This window comes from Chondrinema litorale (genome assembly GCF_026250525.1).
GTDB classification, from domain to species: Bacteria; Bacteroidota; Bacteroidia; order Cytophagales; family Flammeovirgaceae; genus Chondrinema; species Chondrinema litorale.
On record NZ_CP111044.1, the window covers coordinates 477,907 to 496,083 of the forward strand.

Consider the following 18,177-nt stretch of genomic DNA (forward strand, 5'->3'; position numbering starts at 1 on the left):
CTACTCTGGGTGTTATCGTTTAATCTTAGCGCAGATTGTAACTATTATATTTAGAAGAATAGGAATGACTACATTTATATATGGAGTCATTGAAGAATATGGATTAAATCATAGACGATTAGAAGAGATTTATCCTCATAATGAAAAAATAATATCAAGTCTTTCGACTTCCAATTCATGGCCTCCACTTTCTAAAGAAATGTTTTCGATTACTAAAAATGATAAAGAAATAAAGTTATACAATTTAGAATATTGGGGGCGCATGATTCATTTCGCTGCTTGTCTGAAATCAGTCGAATACGATTGGCTAGAATGGAAAAAAAAAATTGAAAATCTACTTCAACGTAAAGCATTGCACTCGCTGTGTAGTAACTACCTCTTCCCTCTCCTAGTTACAATTTCAAATCAATTGCTACCTGTATTTGAATTATTATCAAAGTATTAGTCCTTTTATTGATATTATTGTATTTTTAGCTGATAAATTTGTGTTTTATCACTACTAATGTCTACTTTTTTGACAATTATTTAAATCACATTGTTCTACAACAATCACTAACTATGCAATCAAAATTTATTTTCAAGTTAATCGCCATCTTGCTGATATTTCTCTCAGGATGCGATAGGGGTCAGAAAGAAACGAGCAAGTTTAATCTTTCTGAAGCCACAATCTCCTCAGTTCGCGAAGCAATGAGCAAAGGAGAGATTAACGCCCAGTATTTGGTGGAGGGTTACTTAAAGCGTATAGAAGCTTATGACAAAAAAGGTCCATCCATCAATTCCATTATTCTTGTGAACCCAAAAGCAATGGAAAGGGCAATTTATTTGGATAGCTTGTATGCCGAAGGGACTATTCTAGGGCCTTTACATGGAATTCCACTTATTATTAAAGATAATTTTGATGTAAAAGGACTGCCAACAAGTAATGGAACTTTGGCTTTAAAAGATTCTTATCCTCCTGATGATGCTTATCAAATAAAAAAATTGATTGAGGCAGGTGCTATCGTTTTAGCCAAATCGAATCTTGCAGAATTTGCTTTTAGTGGAGCTTTTACAGTTAGCTCGGTACTGCCCGGCTATACCAGAAACCCCTACGATACACGAAGAACTACGGCAGGTTCTAGTGGAGGAACAGGCGCTTCAATTGCAGCCAGTTTTGCTGTTGCAGGTTTAGGAACAGATACCGGAAGCTCAATTAGAGGACCTTCTTCACACCAGGCGCTTGTGGGTATCAGATCTACTGTAGGGTTGACTAGCCGTGATGGCATAGTGCCTTTGGCTTTAACAAATGATGTTGGTGGACCAATGGCCAGAACCGTGGAGGATGTTGCTATTATTTTTGATGTGATTGCAGGCTATGATTCAGCAGATCAAGTAACAGCAAAGAGTATAGATGTAAAAGAAGAATCTTATCAGTCATTTCTTGGGAAAGATGTTTCTAACAAAAGAGTTGGGATAATAAGACAACTTTTCCCTCTTGAAGAATCAGATTCTAGCGTTCATCAGCTTATGCTCAATGCGATTGCAAATATGTCTACTATAGGTGTTACTATGGTAGATTCCGTTTTAATTCCTGACCTAGATTCTTTGAATGAATCGCGCTCTAGAATAAGACAACTTAAAAGAGATTACAATGCCTATTTGGCTAGTTTGGGTGACAGTGCCAAATATAAGACTTTGCAAGATATCATTGACTCTAAAGACTTTCACCCATATTTAGCAAAAGGTCTTCTAGATGCACAAGCAGATGTTGATGTACCAGAAGAGCATCCAGATTGGCAAAAAAATCTGACACTGAGACAAGAATTACGAGATAGAATTCTACATGTAATGGATAGTCTGAACTTAGATGCTTTGATTTATCCATCGTTTACGTATCCGCCAAGATTGATTGGAGACTTAAATGGACCTAGAGGAGATACCAGTGGTAAATTATCACCTCCTACAGGGTTTCCGGCAATAGCTGTTCCAATGGGCTATTCTTATGATAAGTATCCTGCTGGCTTCCAATTACTTGGCAGACCATTTAGCGAAGGAGTTTTATTTCAATTAGCATCAGCTTTTGAACAAAAAACCAAACATAGAAGACCACCAGAAGGATTTCCAGAATTATAGATAACTAGGTCTATTATTTAATAATGGAGAAATTGATGAGAATGATTGGTGAGTTTAACATGACCCCAATCATTTTCATTAAAATTATTAAGCTTGTGGGATAAATGATTCGACTTGAAAATATAAGAAATATTATTACATAGTGTAAACTAGATAATTTCATCCAACATATTTGGAATCTATAACCAATCCCAAAACAAAAAATCTTAATAATCATTTTGCACTGCCTGCAAGCCAATTAAGAAATGAACTTACTTTGGCTTTGCTTACCAAAATGTTTTCTTTGTAAGGAATAAATAAGCTTACTACCAGTTTACGACCAAAAAAACGTGATGCACTTTTAACAGCTTCTCGATTAACCAGATATTGTCTGTTTACCCTGTAAAAGTTGCTGCCAGTTATTTGATCTATGCGATCGAGATTGTTATCTATAATGTAGTTTTCATTTTTAAATGTGATCAAATGTGTTAGCTCATTATCAATATAAAACAAGGCGATATCTTTTACACTAATTGGTATAATCTGATCTTTCTGATACACCAACACAGAAGCAGTTGTGCTTTCTTTTCGTGATAAAGCATCCATCACATCTTGATATGGAAGGCTATTTTGAGAAAAGTTAGTTTTGAGCATTTGAAACCTAGATAGCGCATCAGCTACAGATTTTCTCGAAAAGGGTTTCATGATGTAATCAATCCCATTTGCTTTAAATGCTTGTATGGCATATTCATCATAAGCAGTACAAAAAATAACCGGTACAGATATATTTACCTTCTTAAAAATTTCCAAACTTAAGCCATCACTTAATTGAATATCACTAAAAATAAGATCGGGCATTTTGTTATTTTGAAAATGCGCTACAGATTCCAAAACAGATTCTAACTGTGCCACGATTTCTATTGAAGCATCAACTTCCAATATAGCATTAATCAGGTCTTCTGCTGTAAGAGGTTCATCTTCTATAACTACAATCTTCATAATCTAAAACTTTTATACTTACCGAAAAGCTTTCTTCATTAGCTTGTATAGTCACTTTATCTCCTGATAGTAACCGATATCGTTCTACAAGGTTTTCTAGCCCCCAACCAGTTGAAGATTCGTCTTTACTCCTCAACTGTTTGTTATTGGTCACCCTAATTCTGCCATCTTCATACAACAATTCAATACGAAGTGGAGAGTTCCGATACATTGCATTATGCTTTATGGCATTTTCTAGCAAAAGTTGAATTGAAAATATAGGAACAAACCCTGATTCATACTGCTCGTTCGGAATGTTATTATTATACTGCAAGGTGTTCCCAAAACGCGTTTTTTGCATTTCAAGATAATCGATACACATATCAAGTTCTTCTTTGAGCCTTACAGTATTGGCTTTCGTTGTTGATACTGAAAATCGCAAAAAATTCGACAGCCTAATCAAATAATCTTCTGCTAAATCTGGCTCTTTTCGAATGAGTGTTTTTAATGTATTTAATGCATTAAATAAGAAATGCGGATGGATTTGTTGCTTTAGTTCTTGATTGATAATTTCTGCATTTCGCAGTTTAAGCTGTGAGTTTTCTAAATCTGCAATTGCTTTTTTCTCTCTAATGGTAATTAGATCTTGGATAATTAATATCACTGAATTTAAAGAAAAACTTAGTACAAAAGCATAATATGGAATTCTTTGCTCTATTGTTGGTTTATTGGGAAATGTAATCTTAAAGTGTTGAGTATGTGTCCATGCTAGTAGAACTTCTCTCACTAAAATTAATACAGCTAAGGCAAAAATATAACTAATAAGATATCTCCAAAAGTTTTCTTTCTGCTCCGATAAATTCCCAAAAGAGATCGAAATCAGTCCTATATTAAAACACCATAAACTAAACACGACTACACTTTGGATCAATACAGCATAAAAGAAAATTTGAAAAGGGATTTCATACTTTATCATTATTGGCGATAAACTAGGTACAGCCATTAGAGGTGAAGTGTAAAGTGCCTTCTTAAATAGTGTTTTTTGTACTGAGTTTAACCTCATTAAATTGATTTTTAAATTTCTATTACATAATTCATTTACAATCTAATTAATTTAATTTTTTCTTTTTCTATCTGGAACAACAGTTAAACCAATATTAATAAAAGGCGATCTTTCAGAATCGAAGTCGAAGGTATTTCCTTGAGCATCTTCAAACTTATAAATTCGTTTGGCATTCAACCCACCAAATGCTTCTAATTGTAACATTTTTGTAAGTCGGTAAGTGATCGTTGGGCCTATGTTCACCCTTACATAATTCAATCGATCAACCTCTGCATTGGTATAAGTGGATTGACCTACATTAAAATTTGAACCGTTTATACCTATTCTAAAACCTAAATCTAATTTTTCTTTAGCACCAGCATGGTATGCATAATCGATAAATGCAGGGAAAAAAGCATGGAAATAATGTTTATCTTTTTCGTAAAAGTATTGCACTGCAGGAAGCAAAAAGGGTTTACCAAGTCTGGTAGTGTATATTAGCCCTCCTCCAAATTTCGCATATTGATTTAAGTTTTTGACTGCCAGTAAAGAACCTTGAAGAATAAAATCATCTTTACTCAATTTTTCCTCAAAGTCGGAAGCCAAAGTTGGAGCCAATCTAGCTGATAAAGTCCAATCCTCATCCCACCGATGGATGGCTGTAATCGTATAACCAATCCTATGAAATATTTCTGAATTATCGATAGATAGATTGTCATTATACAATTGACTTTTTACAAATGCATAACTAAATCCATTAATTAAAACTGTCTTTTTGTTTTTTAAGACCTTAGGATAATTAGCATAAACCAAAAACTCCTGAAAGGCGACTTCGAAATCTTCACCGTCGTCTTTAACTTTTACCTTCGGGTAGTTTACATACTCAACTCCTGCCAATTTCATTTTTTGTGCAAGTACTTGAGTCGCAAAAAAGACCAGACTAACAGACAATAAATATTTCATATTTAGAATAAATTCTGATTAAAAAACTCACTAACTCGAATAATCCTTTGTGTTTGATTCTATGGCTTTTGTTACCTTTATTCTAGCTTAACCTCGACTGCCATTCCTCTTTTTTGCTGTAGTTTCACTTTTAGGTTTTCTACTACCAAGTAAACTGATGGTACTAAAAACAATGTGAAAAGAAAGGAACTTGTAAGCCCGCCAATGAGCACCCAAGCCATTCCATTTTTAAACTCTGAGCCTGAACTTTGCGATATGGCCAATGGAAGCATACCCAAGATCATAGCAAATGTGGTCATTATAATTGGTCGTAAACGCTCCTTGCCTGCTTCTATCAATGCTTCTACTACGTTATTTCCCTCTTCCTTTAAATGATTGGCAAAATCGACAATTAAAATCCCGTTTTTAGTAACCAAACCAAGTAGCATAATCATACCAATAATGGTAAAAATTGTGAGTTGATTCATGGTAAGTGCCAGTGCCAGTAATGCCCCAATTAATGCGACTGGAACAGAGAATATCACAATAAATGGATACACTAAACTCTCGTACAAACTCACCATTACCATATAAACCAATACCATTGCGATGATGAGTGCAAAAGCTAAACTCCTAAAAGATTCCTGTTGGTTTTTAGCATCACCTTCAAATGATACTTCTATGCCGGAGGGCAAATCGGTTTCTTCTAACTTGGCTTTAATATCATTTACAATATCACCAGATGGTCTGCCAACTGCCGAAGATGTTACTGTAATAGAGCTTTGTCTGTTAGTTCTTTGAAGTATGTATTGCCCTGTAATTTGTTCAACATCAGCTACTTGCTTTAGTTTGATCATTTGGCCATTCCTGTTACTTAGAGCTAAATTTTCAATGGCTTCAATACTTTTCTTATCACCTTGGTCAATTTCTACTTTCAGGTTATAAGTATCATCACCATCCATAAAATCGATATTGTCATTACCATTAAAAGCCAGTTGGATTGATTGAGCAACATCTGCTAAGTTTAAACCTAACAAATCAATTTTTTCGCGATTCGGAGTAACTTGTATTTGCTTGGTAGAACCTTTTGTACTAAATCTTACATAATCTGAACCCGGAATGCTTGCCACCAACTCTTTTACTTGATTAGATGCTTTATACACATCTTCCTTCTTTGTGCCTTTAATTACTACTTGGATAGGTGCATTTACATTACCAGTAATACTTGTTGGGATTACTGTAACTTGTAAGCCGGGAATCTTCTCTATTTCATTTCTGGCCATTACTCCGAACTCATCTGAACTAAAGTTACGTTCGGTTTTCTCTACTAATGAAACAGACATTTCTGCAATGTTTTCGGTGTTACCTTTTGCACCAGTTTGCGTACCCACCAAGGTGTAAACTGTTTTTACTTCAGGATGAGCCAATACAAGTTTTTCGGCTTCTTTTACTAATAAGTTTGTTTCTCTAATTGGGGTTTCAGTTGATGTTTCTAATTGTATAGCTAGCTCTCCTCTATCACTACTACCCACAAAAGAAGCTCCGATAAAACCTGCTGGTACTAAAGCGACTGAAAGAATCATCAAGGCAATCACTAAAGTAAAAAAGTATCTTTTGTGATGCAATGTCCAATGAAGCAACTGACCATAATTATCTTTTAGGTAATTAATGATATCTTCAAAACCCAGCATAATCTTTCCCCACATTTTATCTCTGGTAAGATGTTCTAGTTTTACAAATCGGGAAGCCATCATCGGTGTAAGGGTAAATGCCACGAACAAACTCATCAATGTAGAGACTACTACTACGAGTGAAAACTCTTCCAATATACCACCTATTAATCCACCTGCAAAAGCCATTGGCAAGAACACAACCACATCTACCAGTGTAATCGCTACTGCTGTAAAGCCAATTTCATTTCTACCTTCAAGCGATGCTTTTCGTTTTTCTTTGCCCATTTCCAAGTGACGAAAGATGTTTTCGAGCACCACGATACTATCATCTACTAGAATACCCACAACCAGAGACAAAGCCAATAATGTCATTAGATTTAGAGAAAAACCCATTAAATACATTAAGATAAAAGTGGGAATCATAGCCGATGGAATGGCCACCAAAACAAAAAGAGCACTTCTCAAACTATGCAGGAAAAATAACATCACTACACCTACAATTAGCACTGCCAGAAACAAATCATGCATTACTGCATCTGCTGAGTCTAAAGTATAAATCGATTGGTCTGAAGCTATTTCATAACTAAAATCTTGATCTGCATAAAGCTCTTTCAGTTCGGCTAATTTTTCCTTAACCAACTCACTTACTTCCACCGCATTGGCATCACCAGTTTTAAAAACCTGTACTCCAATTGCCGATTTTCCATTTATCCGGTTAATCGTTTCTACTTGTTCTTGCGCATCACTTACCGTAGCAACTTCTGAAAGCAAAATACGACTTCCTGCTCCATCGTCTTTCACTACTAGATTATGTAAGAGTTCGATTTGGTTATAATCGGCATTAATGGTGATGGATAAATTTTCTGTCTCGTTGCTTATGTTACCTCCGGGTAATGATGCTGTATTTCCGGCAATTACTTGAAATACTTGCTTTGCAGAAAGCCTGTACATCTGTAGTTTATCATTATCGAGCAAAATCTTAATTTCTCTCTGCTGACCTCCAATAATGTTGATATCGCCCACACCCATTACATTACTCAAACCGGGTTTTACATCTTGATCAATTAGATCGTACAGCTCTTTGTCTGAAACATTTGCCGAAACTGAAATATTAAGCACTGCAAAATCATCTGTACTGAATCGATTCACAATCGGGTCATCAATATCTTCTGGCAAAGTGGATTTAATCTGGGTAATTTTCCTTTCTACATCTTGTTGCGCTTCAATCTCATCCACTCCTGACTTTAGCGTAATTTGAATTACAGATACATTTTGCAATGAACTTGAGGTAATAATATCAATCCCTTCTACTGTACTTACCGCTTCTTCGATTTGTTTGGTCACCTTTGTTTCTATCTCCTGCGGTGAAGCACCCGGCAAGATAGTGCGTATACTTAGATTACCCGTATCGAAACTGGGTAATAAGTTGTAATTCAGGTTCGTGTAACAAATAATACCAAACAAGATCAACCCAGTAAATATGGTACAGATCAATAATGGCCTTTTTATAGATATTTCTGTTATTGACATGTGCTTATTATTTTATGATATTCACTTTACTCCCATCTCTCAAATTGATCTGGCCGTTTGTAACTACTACATCACCTACACTTATTCCAGAAATTACTTCAACCTGATCTTTTCTAGTTGCTCCAGTTTTTACTGTTTTTGAAACTGCGGTCTCATTATCTATTACAAATACATAAGGTTCATCAGCATCGACCATTAAGGCAGACTTCGGGATTTGTAAAACATCTTTGCGCATCATTGTATTGAATGCTACCTGTACATCAGTTCCACCTTTTAGATGAATATTATCTTTTTGATGCACCAATAAATCGATCTGATAATTATGGTTAGCATCAGCTACAGGACTGATAAAAATGATCTCCCCTGTAAATTGTTCTTGATCGAAAACAGGAGTTGTAATGATCGCTTTTTGCCCCAATTCTAGCTGATAAACTGTTTCTTGAATTACATATACAGTTGCTTTCAACAGAAACACATTGTTGATAGATGCAATTGGAGTTCCCGGATTAATGAACTCACCTTCTTTTACTGTATGAGAAGAGATGATTCCTTTAATTGGCGAAATTATCTGTGCATTCTCAATCTGTTGTCCAATAAGTCTCACTTGATTGAGAGCCTTATCGTAACTAGTCTTGGCATTCAACATATCTACTTTAACACCCGCTTCATTCTCGTAAAGATCTTTCGCGCGCTCGTAGTCGTCAGAAGCCTTCTCTAAAGCTATTTCCGCATCTTTTAGATTAATTTCTAAAAGGCGAGTATCGAGTTTGCCAAGAGTTTGACCTTCTGAAACTGTATTACCCAATTCGATATTTAACTTATCTATTATTCCACTAGACTGGCTATAGACTTTGGCATCTTCATAAGGTTTTGTAGTTGCCGGGTAATGCACATTGATGTCTAATGCTTTTTTCTCTGCTTTAGTAACTTTTACCGAAACAGGAATTTCAGTACGATCTACAGGCTCTTTGGCCTCATCGATCTTTCTTTTATTACTGAATAGTTTAAATACAATGGCCAGTATAATGACTAATGAAATTACACTTGGTATGATAAACTTCTTCATATTTCTTATTTAATAGTGTTTATAAATTGCAATAGTGAGCCTTGAGATTTTTGGTAATCCAACTGAGTTACCATTAAGTTGTAAAGGCTGTTTATATAATTTGTCTGAGCTGTTTTGTAGGCAGTATCATCGTTGAGGTAGTCTGTTAAACTAGCCACTCCCTGTTGATATTGATATTCTGTAACATCGAGTAATTTTTTAGACAATTGCATATTGTCTCTATTGCTCTGGAAAGAACTATAAGCTGTACCTACAGATGTTTGAGCATTTTCGAAGCGTAACTTTAAATCTCTCTTGTTGATCTCGAAATTGGTGAGTTCGTTTTCTAGATTTAACTTTTCTTCTTTTACCTGACTACTACGTTTAAATCCTGTGAATAATGGCAGTTTAAGTGAAATACCTACATAAGAGAAGCTCCTCCAGTCTGAAAATGCATCATCAAAATCTTGACTTAAAGCTTGCGAACCATATTTGCCTACAAAGTCTAAAGTAGGACTAAACTTGGCTTTCTGCATTTGCAGATTTATCTCTTGAAGTTCAATTTGCTTTTTATTTATTTGAACTTCTGTCAGTCTCTCCAGAGATAAATCATTATGCATATCTGCTGTGGCAAACAGCTCATAATCAATAGCTTCTTGTACTAACAATGTGCTATCTAATGGCATACCCATTGTATTTTTTAGGGTATTAAGTGCCAATTGTTCTTTGGTGGTTGCATCTTCAATTTGGTAATTGATTGAATTGAGATTTACCTTGGCTCGATCTACATCTTTTTGTAAAACTACTCCCTTTTCAAATTGATATTGGAGTACCGAAAGCATCTCCTCGTACTTTTCCTGATTGCTATACAGTAAACTAAGTTGCTCTTTAAAAGTAAGCACCTGAAAATACGCTTTGGCTGTATTATAAGTGATTACTTCTTTGTTGAGCTCTTCCTGATACTTGGTCATCGCTTCGTAAGGCTTACCTGCCTTAATACCAGTAATCTTCGATTGATCGTAAATTGTTTGGCTAAAATCTACACCTACTACAGTATTAAACTGAGTACCTAATTGTACTTCTGCTGGCTCTGGGCCAAAAGTTCCTGCGGGTAAAATAGTCGTTTGCAATTTTAGGTTATCAGTAAAATTGGCTGAGCCTGTAACTTGTGGCAAATAGCTAGCTACACTTTGGCTAGATTGTGCTTTGGCAATAGACCTGTTGTTTTCATAGACTGAAAGTGTCGGATGATTATTCAGGGTATAATCAATACACTCACTCAGTGTGAAACCCGTTTGTGCATTTGCACTTGCTATGCATCCAATAAATAATATTAAAATAAAATACCTCATAACTTCATTTTGTTGTGCAAAACAAAGCGAGGTACATCAGCTATTGAAGTAATAATAAAGGGAGACGGGCAAAATGCAGGTTGAAGTGGACAAGTGAAAACTTATTAAACATACTTATCATTTTTAGAAATGTATGCAATGGAAAATGGATACAAAATAAGTCGAGTCAGTTTAAAACATCAATTTGATGCTTGTTTAAACCTTTAGAGAAATAAATTCACCCTATTGCTGCTATAAATGAATTTAACTATTAATTTGGGACGGTCTGTATTATAGAAATTACTACATCATTTTTATAGTTAGCCATTTGTTTTTGGAAATAAATAAAGTGACACGAAAAAATTAAACTTTAAAATGCTTCAACTATCGCAAATAAATATCTTCCCTGTTAAGTCTTTAGACGGTTATTCGCCAAAATCTGCCATTGTTACAAAGCGTGGTTTGCAATACGATCGTCGTTGGATGATAACTGAACCAGATGGAAAGTTTATGACCCAACGTACTTATAACAAAATGGCTTTGCTACAGGCTATTATTGAAAATAATTCTTTAGTAATTAAAGAAAAACAAAATGAAGATAATTGCATAAAAGTACCTTTCAATATTGAAGGAAGTAGTTCTTTCGATGTTGTTGTTTGGGATGATACCGTGCAAGCCATTCTAGCACAAAATGAAATAAATGAGTGGTTGAGCGACTTTTTAGGTAAAAAATGCCAATTGGTAACTATGCCAGAATCGACTCAAAGACGGGTTGATGAAGATTATAATAGAGGTGAAGATATTGTGAGTTTTGCCGATGGCTATCCATTTCTGATTATTGGTGAGGCAAGTATGCATGATTTAAATGATAAAATACAAGCAAATCCGAAAAATGTAAACCAAAACTCTACTCACTTTGAACCGCTCAGTATCAGACGATTTAGAACTAACTTTGTATATAGTGGCGGCACACCTTATCAAGAAGATGAGTTTACCAATTTCAAGATTGGTGGAGTAGACTTTGTGGGTGTTAAAAATTGTGCTCGATGCGTATTAACAACACTCGATCCAGATACAGGTACAAAAGGTAAAGAACCTTTGGCCACTTTAAGTAAATATCGCCTCAAAGGGAATAAAGTATTATTTGGTCAAAATGCTGTTTGGAACCATCAAACATGGCAAAATACTTTGCAACCAGAAGTTAAAGTTGGAGATATAATTCAACTTGAAGCTGAGTTATTTAAATAAAGAATCTTACAGTTATCACTTTACTTTAATAGAAATTAGCTTTCCATCATCTGGCAAGTCGTCCCGGAATTGCTGACGAAGTAGCAAATGTGGCTGAGTTATTATTATCTAAAAAAGGAGCTTTTATCACTGGTACTGATTTTCTAATTGATGGAGGAGCAACAGCATCTTATTTTTACAGTCAACCTCAACCTTGATGAGAAGTTTCAACAACCTGAAAAGCAGAATCCAATTGCTCTACGAATTGATTGAAGAAATTTATCTATTCTCAAAGAAAGTACTTACTAGATCAGCTAATTCTTCTCTTTAGCAAATGCTGATGGTGATACACCATAATAATCTTTAAAAGCTTTAGAAAAATAACTCTGGTTGGCAAAGCCTGTTTCTATCGAGATTTCTGTGAGGTTTCCGTAGCCATTCTTTATCAGTTCAGCAGCATATTTGAGTCTGTATATTCTAATAAACTCTGTGGTAGATTTTCCTGTAAGTGACTTTAACTTTACATGCAGAAAAGTTCTGCTCACTCCTAATTCTCTTAGTAATTTCTCTCCATTAAAATCTGAGTCAGATTTATATTCTTCGAGTATTTTATGAGCCTTCTCTAAAAACTTTTGGTCTTGTATGCTCATTCCTTTTACAGATACATCTTTTATATTACTGGCTTTATAGTTTTTCCATAGTCTTTCTCGCTGTTTCATCAAGTTTTTGATGCAAGCTTTCAATTCAATTTTATCGAATGGTTTGGTTAAATAAGCATCAGCCCCAACGTCTAAGCCTTCAATCTTATTTTCGAGCATTACTTTAGCAGTAAGTAGAATAATAGGAATATGGCTGGTTAATATATCCGATTTTAGCTCTTCACAAAGCATATAACCATCTTTTACAGGCATCATTACATCACTAATAATAATATCGGGCACTATTACTTTTGCTTTATTAATCCCTTCTTGCCCATTAGCAGCAGTTTCAATTTTGTAATCATATTTCAAGCAAGATTTAAGGTAGTAAATCACATCTTCGCTGTCTTCAACAATTAAAATTTGCGGCATGTTACTATGGTAATGCAAGTCCGAATCTTCATGAGGCATTTCTTCTGTTTCTGCTAAACGTGTTTCTTGTGACACAGCATTTTCGTTGCTTTCTTCAATAAAGTTAGCAGTTTGTGTAATAGGTAGCTGAATGGTAATTTCTGTACCAGTACCTAGCTCACTTGTTGCTTCAATTTTTCCATTTAGTAACAAAACCAATTCTTTGCTTACTGCTAATCCTAAACCTGTTCCAGTTTCATTTTTTTGTAAAGTCTCATCAGCTTGATAAAATCGATCGAAAATATGCTTGAGTTTATCTTCAGAAATACCAATGCCAGTATCCTTTACTTTTATCTGCAAATAAGCTTGGTTTCCAACACTAATTTGATCTACCGTTAAATAGATATTACCACCTTTTGGAGTGAACTTTACCGCATTCGAAAGCAGGTTTGTAATAATATGTTGAATTTTATCCTTGTCATAATCCATCATAACTTCTTGTAAATCAGAAATAAAATGAATGGTAACCTGCTGTTTTTCGGCCAATGAGTAAAAGGATTCTGCTAGATATTTAAGAAAAATAATAATGTTACTTTGGCTTAAATTAACTTTTAAAGAACCACTTTCAATCTTAGAAATATCAAGTATTTGATTTATTAACTGAAGCAGAGAACTCGCATTTCTCTTAATAATGGCATCTTTTGCCAAACCTAATATAATCGTTAGTGGGGTTCTAAACTCATGAGTAATGTTGGTATAAAATTGTGTTTTAAAACTATCTAGTTCTTGTAATCTGCGGGCTTCTGCTAATTGTAATTTTTGATTAATTTTATATTTATAGAAAGTGTATAGCAAGCCAGCTATTAAAATAAAGTAAATGGTATATGCCCACCAAGTAGCCCACCAAGGAGGTAAAATTGTGATTTGGAGTTTAGCTCCATTCATATTCCAAACTCCGTCACTATTTGAAGCTCTCACATTAAAAATATAACTACCGGGACTCATATTGGTATATTCTACAGCATGTTGGTTACCAATATTTCTCCAATCTTCATCATCATTTTCCATAAAAACTTCATACTGATTTTTTTGAGTATCATCATAATGTAATGCAGAAAAACTAATTGATAGATCATTTTGCCAATAGGGGAGAATAATTTCTTTTGTTAAAGAAATATCACTTTTTAAAGGGGAGTCTTTAGAAATAGTTAACTCTTTGCCATCTACTTTAAAGTTTGTAAAAACAATTCTTGGCACTAAAGAACTGGAATAAACATTATCAGGATTAAAAACGATAATACCACTTGTAGTTGGTATAAAAAGCTGTCCATCATCTGTAATGCTAGAAAACTTTGCATTTACTTTATTAGTAGGCAAACCATAGCTTTTATAGAAGTTTTTGAATTGCTCTGCTTCAGGGTTAAAGCAAGAAAGTCCGTTAGCTGTACCTATCCAAATATTTCCGTTTTTGTTTTCTACAATATTATATGTGGTATTATCGGCTAAACCGTCATTTTTGGTAAATTGGGTATATTCTAAAGTTTTAGTATTAATTCTAATTACACCAGACGAAGCTGAAATTACCCACATATTGTTTTTAGAATCAATAAACTTAGGATCAGCACCTTCAAACTCAAAGGTTTTAAATATATCCATAGGTACATTCATCGGATCTGTGATATCTTTCGGATCGAATACATGTAAGCCAGAGTGTAAGGTTCCTAGCCACACTTTGCCATAAGGATCAATATTTATTTGTCCGGTTGGGCTACCATCATCTTTAGACCATGTCCAGCGAGGGAAAACGATACTGTAAGCTTTGTTTTCTTTAACTTGCCAATTAACCAATCTACCAAAGTAACTCAACCAGAAATCACCATTTTTGTCTTGAGTTGCACTATGGCAACTCACAATGTAATATCGCTGGTTGTAATCTTCATCTTTTACCATCGTTTTAGGCCAATCGGTAATATCTACTCGATTAAACTTTTTGGTAACTGTATTAAAGGAAAAAAGCCCATCGTTAGCAGGGAGCCACAATGTATCTGTATTATTTTCATAAATCTCTATAGGTACTAAAATGGAATATTGGTCTGAATGCTGGTCTGCTGGCAGAACATCATTATTAAAGAGGAAAGGCACAATGCTATCATTATTTGAGAAATATTGATACAAAGTATCCCTTACAGAAAACCAGATATTACCATTTCTATCTGTAACAGAGCTTGTATGGGTTTCTGTACTAAAGTGGTTTAATTTACGGAATGCTCTGCTTTGAGGAGAAATTTTAAAAACGCCTTCTTCTGTACCCCACCAAACATTGTATGATTCATCTTGAATTACTTCTGTATAAGAATACCTGGAGGTGTTTTGGACAAGTGTTTTTTGAAGAAATCCACCGTCAAATGGGAAACCATGTCTGTTAAAACCATTTTCAATTTCAATTTTCTCAAAAGTCTGAGTATTAATATCAAAGGTTAAAAACAGCCATTCATCTTGAGTAATTATATAGGCTAAACTCCATATTTTTCCTTCTAACCGATCATAATAAATGATGTATTGGTTCTCGAAGTAATTATTGGCAACATAATAATTCTTGTAAATATCTTCTGGGCAAAACCTAAAAGTTACTTTTTCTTTCCCTTTCCTTTTAGAAGTAGGCTTATTTTTCTTTAAATAAAGATGGTGTTCATATTTCTGAGTATTGGTATTAAATATAGTTAAGCCGGTACCTAACTGCGTGGTAAAAATAAGACTATCGTTTACAAAAGTACTTTTTTGAAGGGCATTAATTTTCTTGAATCTGTTGTAGACTGGATTCACCTGAAAGAGTTGATGTTTGCCAGTTGACATATCCATTTTAATAATGCCATTTTCATCTACTATCCAAAAATTGTGTTTACTGTCTTCGAAGTAATTTAAAGGTCGATTAAATGTAACATCTAAATTTTTGTTCCATTTTATCATCCATTTAACACTGTCTATCTTGCCGTATTTATTATGAAAAGAATTAGTATCTGGATAAAACTGATAAAATCCGGGTGAATTTCTTACACTAGCCCAAACAACCTCTTTTGAATCTTGAAATATTTCGGTAATAGCCCCAACTATCAGGATTACTCAATGCATGCAGTGAGTCTAATTCAGTAATTCGACTGGTATTATTAGGCAATCTAAACCTTGGCTCACCAGTATAAAAATTTCTGTTTTTACTATCTAAATCAAAGGGAACTAATCGATTATTAATACGGTCGAAACGAGCAATTTCTCCATGTAAACCACCAACCCAAATATTACCATTTTTAGCTTCACTTAGACTAGAAACAATAATGTTTCTTTCCTTATCCATCTCAGTAGTATCTATAATTGGCAGTTGATAGGTAGTTACTTTATAGCCATCAAATTTCATGAGACCCTTATTTGTTCCAAACCACATGTAACCCATTTTATCTTGCAGTACAGCAGTAATGTATTTGTTTTTAAGTGCTTCGGGAATATTTTCTTGTTGTAAAGAGTAATTTTTTTGGGCGAAGAGTTGCACTGATATTATTAAAAATACCAATGTATAAAAACTTGAATTTAGAAATTGGGGTATAGATCTTTTCAAGATGAAATCTTAGTCAGTTAAACTATTAGCTTGCTATCATATTAAATATAACTATCGTTTTACACATTATCAATAATAAATACTTATGATGAACTGATGTAATAGAAAAGGATTCACTTTCAGCAATTCAATTGTGTGTATTGTTACTACAACAGAATTACTTGTAATACTCTATAAAAAAGTTAAATCCAATTAGTGTATATTCTTTTCTGTTTTAATATACGCTCAAAATATTTTGTTTCCACTTTGCAATCACTTCTGCATTTGCTTTGTCTGCTTTTTCAAGAAAAACATGTTTCTTAATTGCTAATCCACAATAAGTAAAAATTCCTTTGTCAGAAGTGAGCTCAAGAGCTTTGTCCATTCCTATGGCATTATATTCTGCATGTGATTTACCATGCGTATTAATAATCACTGCTTGTTTGTTTTTTAATAAGCCTTTTTGAATTCCCTCATCATATCTATATGCAAATCCATAACTAAAAACTCTTTCAATATACCCTTTCATCATTACAGGAAGTCCTGTCCACCAAATTGGATAAATGAAAGTTATTACCTCTACCCATTCAATGTATTCCTGCTCCTTTTTTATTTCTTCTGTAACTTGACCCATGCGTTGCCCAGCCATATCATCAAGTGAAAGAATTGGATTAAATGACTGCTGATATAAATCTCGCAGGATTACCTCATGATTATTTTCTGCTAAAAAATTAACTACAGATTGCTTCAAAAGTCCATTTAAACTCTTTGAGTTGGGATGTGCGAAAATTATTAAATGTTTCATCTTTTTTTATTTGATTGATGAAACAAATGTAGTTGACATTAACCTACCAAAATTGTAAGAAAACGAAATTAGCGGGGGTAACAAATATCTTGTTGAAACCTTAAGTATTTTGTAGGGCTCATATTAAGATACTTTTTAAAATCGTGTATTAAATGGCTTTGATCGTAGTAACCGCATCTTTGTACAATATCTAACCAGTCTATCTGAGGAGCATTTTCATCAATATTTTTCGGTATATATTCCATCACTTTTAAAAAGCGTTCAAAGCGAAGAATTTCTTTTGCTGAATAACCCAAATACTTTTTGTGCTTAATCTGTATGTTTCTTTCACTTTCATTATTAAGCTCTGCAATAGTTTTTATAGGATTTAATGTTTCATTATCAATTTTATTTAACTGATTAGCAATTGCACTTTGCTCATCTAAATAAGGTTTACAAAATTCTAATATAAATTCTACTCGACTATTATTGTCTTTTATCTCATTAAGATGAGTCCATAATAACGCAAAGCAATTCGACTCTAATAAGGTATCTGGGTGAGTCAGAGAATTTGAGTTAAGCATAACTTTACTAAAAAATCTATAGAAGGCATCATCTTTAAAGTTAGCTACTAATATTTCTGAGTTTACTTGTAAAGTATATTTAAAAGCAAACTTTACTGGTCCCAAGACAATACACTTACTCAATGCTAAAGTTTCGTCTTGTTGGGTATGAAGCAACACATCGTTACCAAAACTGAAAATCATGATAGTTTGATAAGATGGAACCAAGGTTTTTATAATGGGATTTCGCGTTTTATTTTCAGCAAAATAAAAATGACAGAAAACGTCTTTAAAATCTCCTGTTACTGGAATTCTATAGTTATTGTAATTTTCCAT

General features: G+C 34.1%; 13 protein-coding genes. 3 read left to right on the plus strand and 10 right to left on the minus strand.

Features of this window, described 5'->3' with window-relative positions; all coding sequences use genetic code 11:
- Positions 1 to 64: 64 nt before the first annotated feature.
- Both OQ292_RS22300 and OQ292_RS22305 read left to right on the plus strand, forming a co-directional pair.
- Entirely contained in the window at positions 65 to 445 is a 381-nt protein-coding gene (locus tag OQ292_RS22300) for a hypothetical protein (RefSeq protein ID WP_284686159.1), read from the plus strand.
- Between the two features lie 113 nt (positions 446 to 558).
- Positions 559 to 2,112 (plus strand): amidase, encoded by a 1,554-nt coding sequence (locus OQ292_RS22305; protein ID WP_284686160.1) that lies wholly within the window; start codon positions 559 to 561, stop codon positions 2,110 to 2,112.
- 213 nt (positions 2,113 to 2,325) lie between these two features.
- Here OQ292_RS22305 and OQ292_RS22310 read toward each other — a convergent pair whose 3' ends face one another.
- The 6 genes from OQ292_RS22310 to OQ292_RS22335 form a co-directional block, all read right to left on the minus strand.
- A complete protein-coding gene (locus OQ292_RS22310; RefSeq protein ID WP_284686161.1) occupies positions 2,326 to 3,090 on the minus strand; it encodes a LytR/AlgR family response regulator transcription factor in 765 nt (254 codons plus the stop codon).
- Positions 3,065 to 4,132 (minus strand): sensor histidine kinase, encoded by a 1,068-nt coding sequence (locus OQ292_RS22315; protein WP_284686162.1) that lies wholly within the window; start codon positions 4,130 to 4,132, stop codon positions 3,065 to 3,067. The genes OQ292_RS22310 and OQ292_RS22315 overlap by 26 nt, the downstream gene beginning before the upstream one ends.
- A gap of 51 nt (positions 4,133 to 4,183) precedes the next feature.
- Entirely contained in the window at positions 4,184 to 5,074 is an 891-nt protein-coding gene (locus OQ292_RS22320) for a DUF6268 family outer membrane beta-barrel protein (protein WP_284686163.1), read from the minus strand.
- A 77-nt stretch (positions 5,075 to 5,151) separates the two neighbouring features.
- Positions 5,152 to 8,256: an efflux RND transporter permease subunit gene (locus OQ292_RS22325; RefSeq protein WP_284686164.1), complete on the minus strand. Its 3,105-nt coding sequence runs from the start codon at positions 8,254 to 8,256 to the stop codon at positions 5,152 to 5,154.
- A 7-nt stretch (positions 8,257 to 8,263) separates the two neighbouring features.
- Complete coding sequence (locus tag OQ292_RS22330) at positions 8,264 to 9,322, minus strand: efflux RND transporter periplasmic adaptor subunit (protein ID WP_284686165.1); 1,059 nt, start codon at positions 9,320 to 9,322, stop codon at positions 8,264 to 8,266.
- A 5-nt stretch (positions 9,323 to 9,327) separates the two neighbouring features.
- Positions 9,328 to 10,653, minus strand: a complete 1,326-nt coding sequence (locus OQ292_RS22335) for a TolC family protein (protein WP_284686166.1) — start codon at positions 10,651 to 10,653, stop codon at positions 9,328 to 9,330.
- 354 nt (positions 10,654 to 11,007) lie between these two features.
- Between OQ292_RS22335 and OQ292_RS22340 the strand changes: the two genes are divergently transcribed.
- Positions 11,008 to 11,880 carry an MOSC domain-containing protein gene (locus OQ292_RS22340; RefSeq protein ID WP_284686167.1) on the plus strand — a complete coding sequence of 291 codons (873 nt, stop codon included), beginning with the start codon at positions 11,008 to 11,010 and terminating at the stop codon, positions 11,878 to 11,880.
- Between the two features lie 293 nt (positions 11,881 to 12,173).
- On the opposite strand, the gene OQ292_RS22345 is transcribed toward OQ292_RS22340, so the two are convergent.
- The 4 genes from OQ292_RS22345 to OQ292_RS22360 all read right to left on the minus strand — a co-directional run bounded on the left by OQ292_RS22345 (position 12,174) and on the right by OQ292_RS22360 (position 18,177).
- Positions 12,174 to 15,875 (minus strand): ATP-binding protein, encoded by a 3,702-nt coding sequence (locus OQ292_RS22345; RefSeq protein ID WP_284686168.1) that lies wholly within the window; start codon positions 15,873 to 15,875, stop codon positions 12,174 to 12,176.
- 88 nt (positions 15,876 to 15,963) lie between these two features.
- Positions 15,964 to 16,449: a two-component regulator propeller domain-containing protein gene (locus tag OQ292_RS22350; protein WP_284686169.1), complete on the minus strand. Its 486-nt coding sequence runs from the start codon at positions 16,447 to 16,449 to the stop codon at positions 15,964 to 15,966.
- A gap of 280 nt (positions 16,450 to 16,729) precedes the next feature.
- Positions 16,730 to 17,299: an NAD(P)H-dependent oxidoreductase gene (locus OQ292_RS22355; protein ID WP_284686170.1), complete on the minus strand. Its 570-nt coding sequence runs from the start codon at positions 17,297 to 17,299 to the stop codon at positions 16,730 to 16,732.
- A gap of 68 nt (positions 17,300 to 17,367) precedes the next feature.
- Positions 17,368 to 18,177, minus strand: coding sequence for a helix-turn-helix domain-containing protein (locus tag OQ292_RS22360; protein WP_284686171.1), 810 nt, complete (start codon positions 18,175 to 18,177; stop codon positions 17,368 to 17,370).

Bases quoted from the DNA above. Each gene is read 5' to 3' on its own strand.
- OQ292_RS22300 (WP_284686159.1), top strand. From the start codon at position 65: ATGACTACATTTATATATGGAGTCATTGAAGAATATGGATTAAATCAT.
- OQ292_RS22305 (WP_284686160.1), top strand. From the start codon at position 559: ATGCAATCAAAATTTATTTTCAAGTTAATCGCCATCTTGCTGATATTT.
- OQ292_RS22310 (WP_284686161.1), bottom strand. From the start codon at position 3,090: ATGAAGATTGTAGTTATAGAAGATGAACCTCTTACAGCAGAAGACCTG.
- OQ292_RS22315 (WP_284686162.1), bottom strand. From the start codon at position 4,132: ATGAGGTTAAACTCAGTACAAAAAACACTATTTAAGAAGGCACTTTAC.
- OQ292_RS22320 (WP_284686163.1), bottom strand. From the start codon at position 5,074: ATGAAATATTTATTGTCTGTTAGTCTGGTCTTTTTTGCGACTCAAGTA.
- OQ292_RS22325 (WP_284686164.1), bottom strand. From the start codon at position 8,256: ATGTCAATAACAGAAATATCTATAAAAAGGCCATTATTGATCTGTACC.
- OQ292_RS22330 (WP_284686165.1), bottom strand. From the start codon at position 9,322: ATGAAGAAGTTTATCATACCAAGTGTAATTTCATTAGTCATTATACTG.
- OQ292_RS22335 (WP_284686166.1), bottom strand. From the start codon at position 10,653: ATGAGGTATTTTATTTTAATATTATTTATTGGATGCATAGCAAGTGCA.
- OQ292_RS22340 (WP_284686167.1), top strand. From the start codon at position 11,008: ATGCTTCAACTATCGCAAATAAATATCTTCCCTGTTAAGTCTTTAGAC.
- OQ292_RS22345 (WP_284686168.1), bottom strand. From the start codon at position 15,875: ATGATAAAATGGAACAAAAATTTAGATGTTACATTTAATCGACCTTTA.
- OQ292_RS22355 (WP_284686170.1), bottom strand. From the start codon at position 17,299: ATGAAACATTTAATAATTTTCGCACATCCCAACTCAAAGAGTTTAAAT.
- OQ292_RS22360 (WP_284686171.1), bottom strand. From the start codon at position 18,177: ATGGAAAATTACAATAACTATAGAATTCCAGTAACAGGAGATTTTAAA.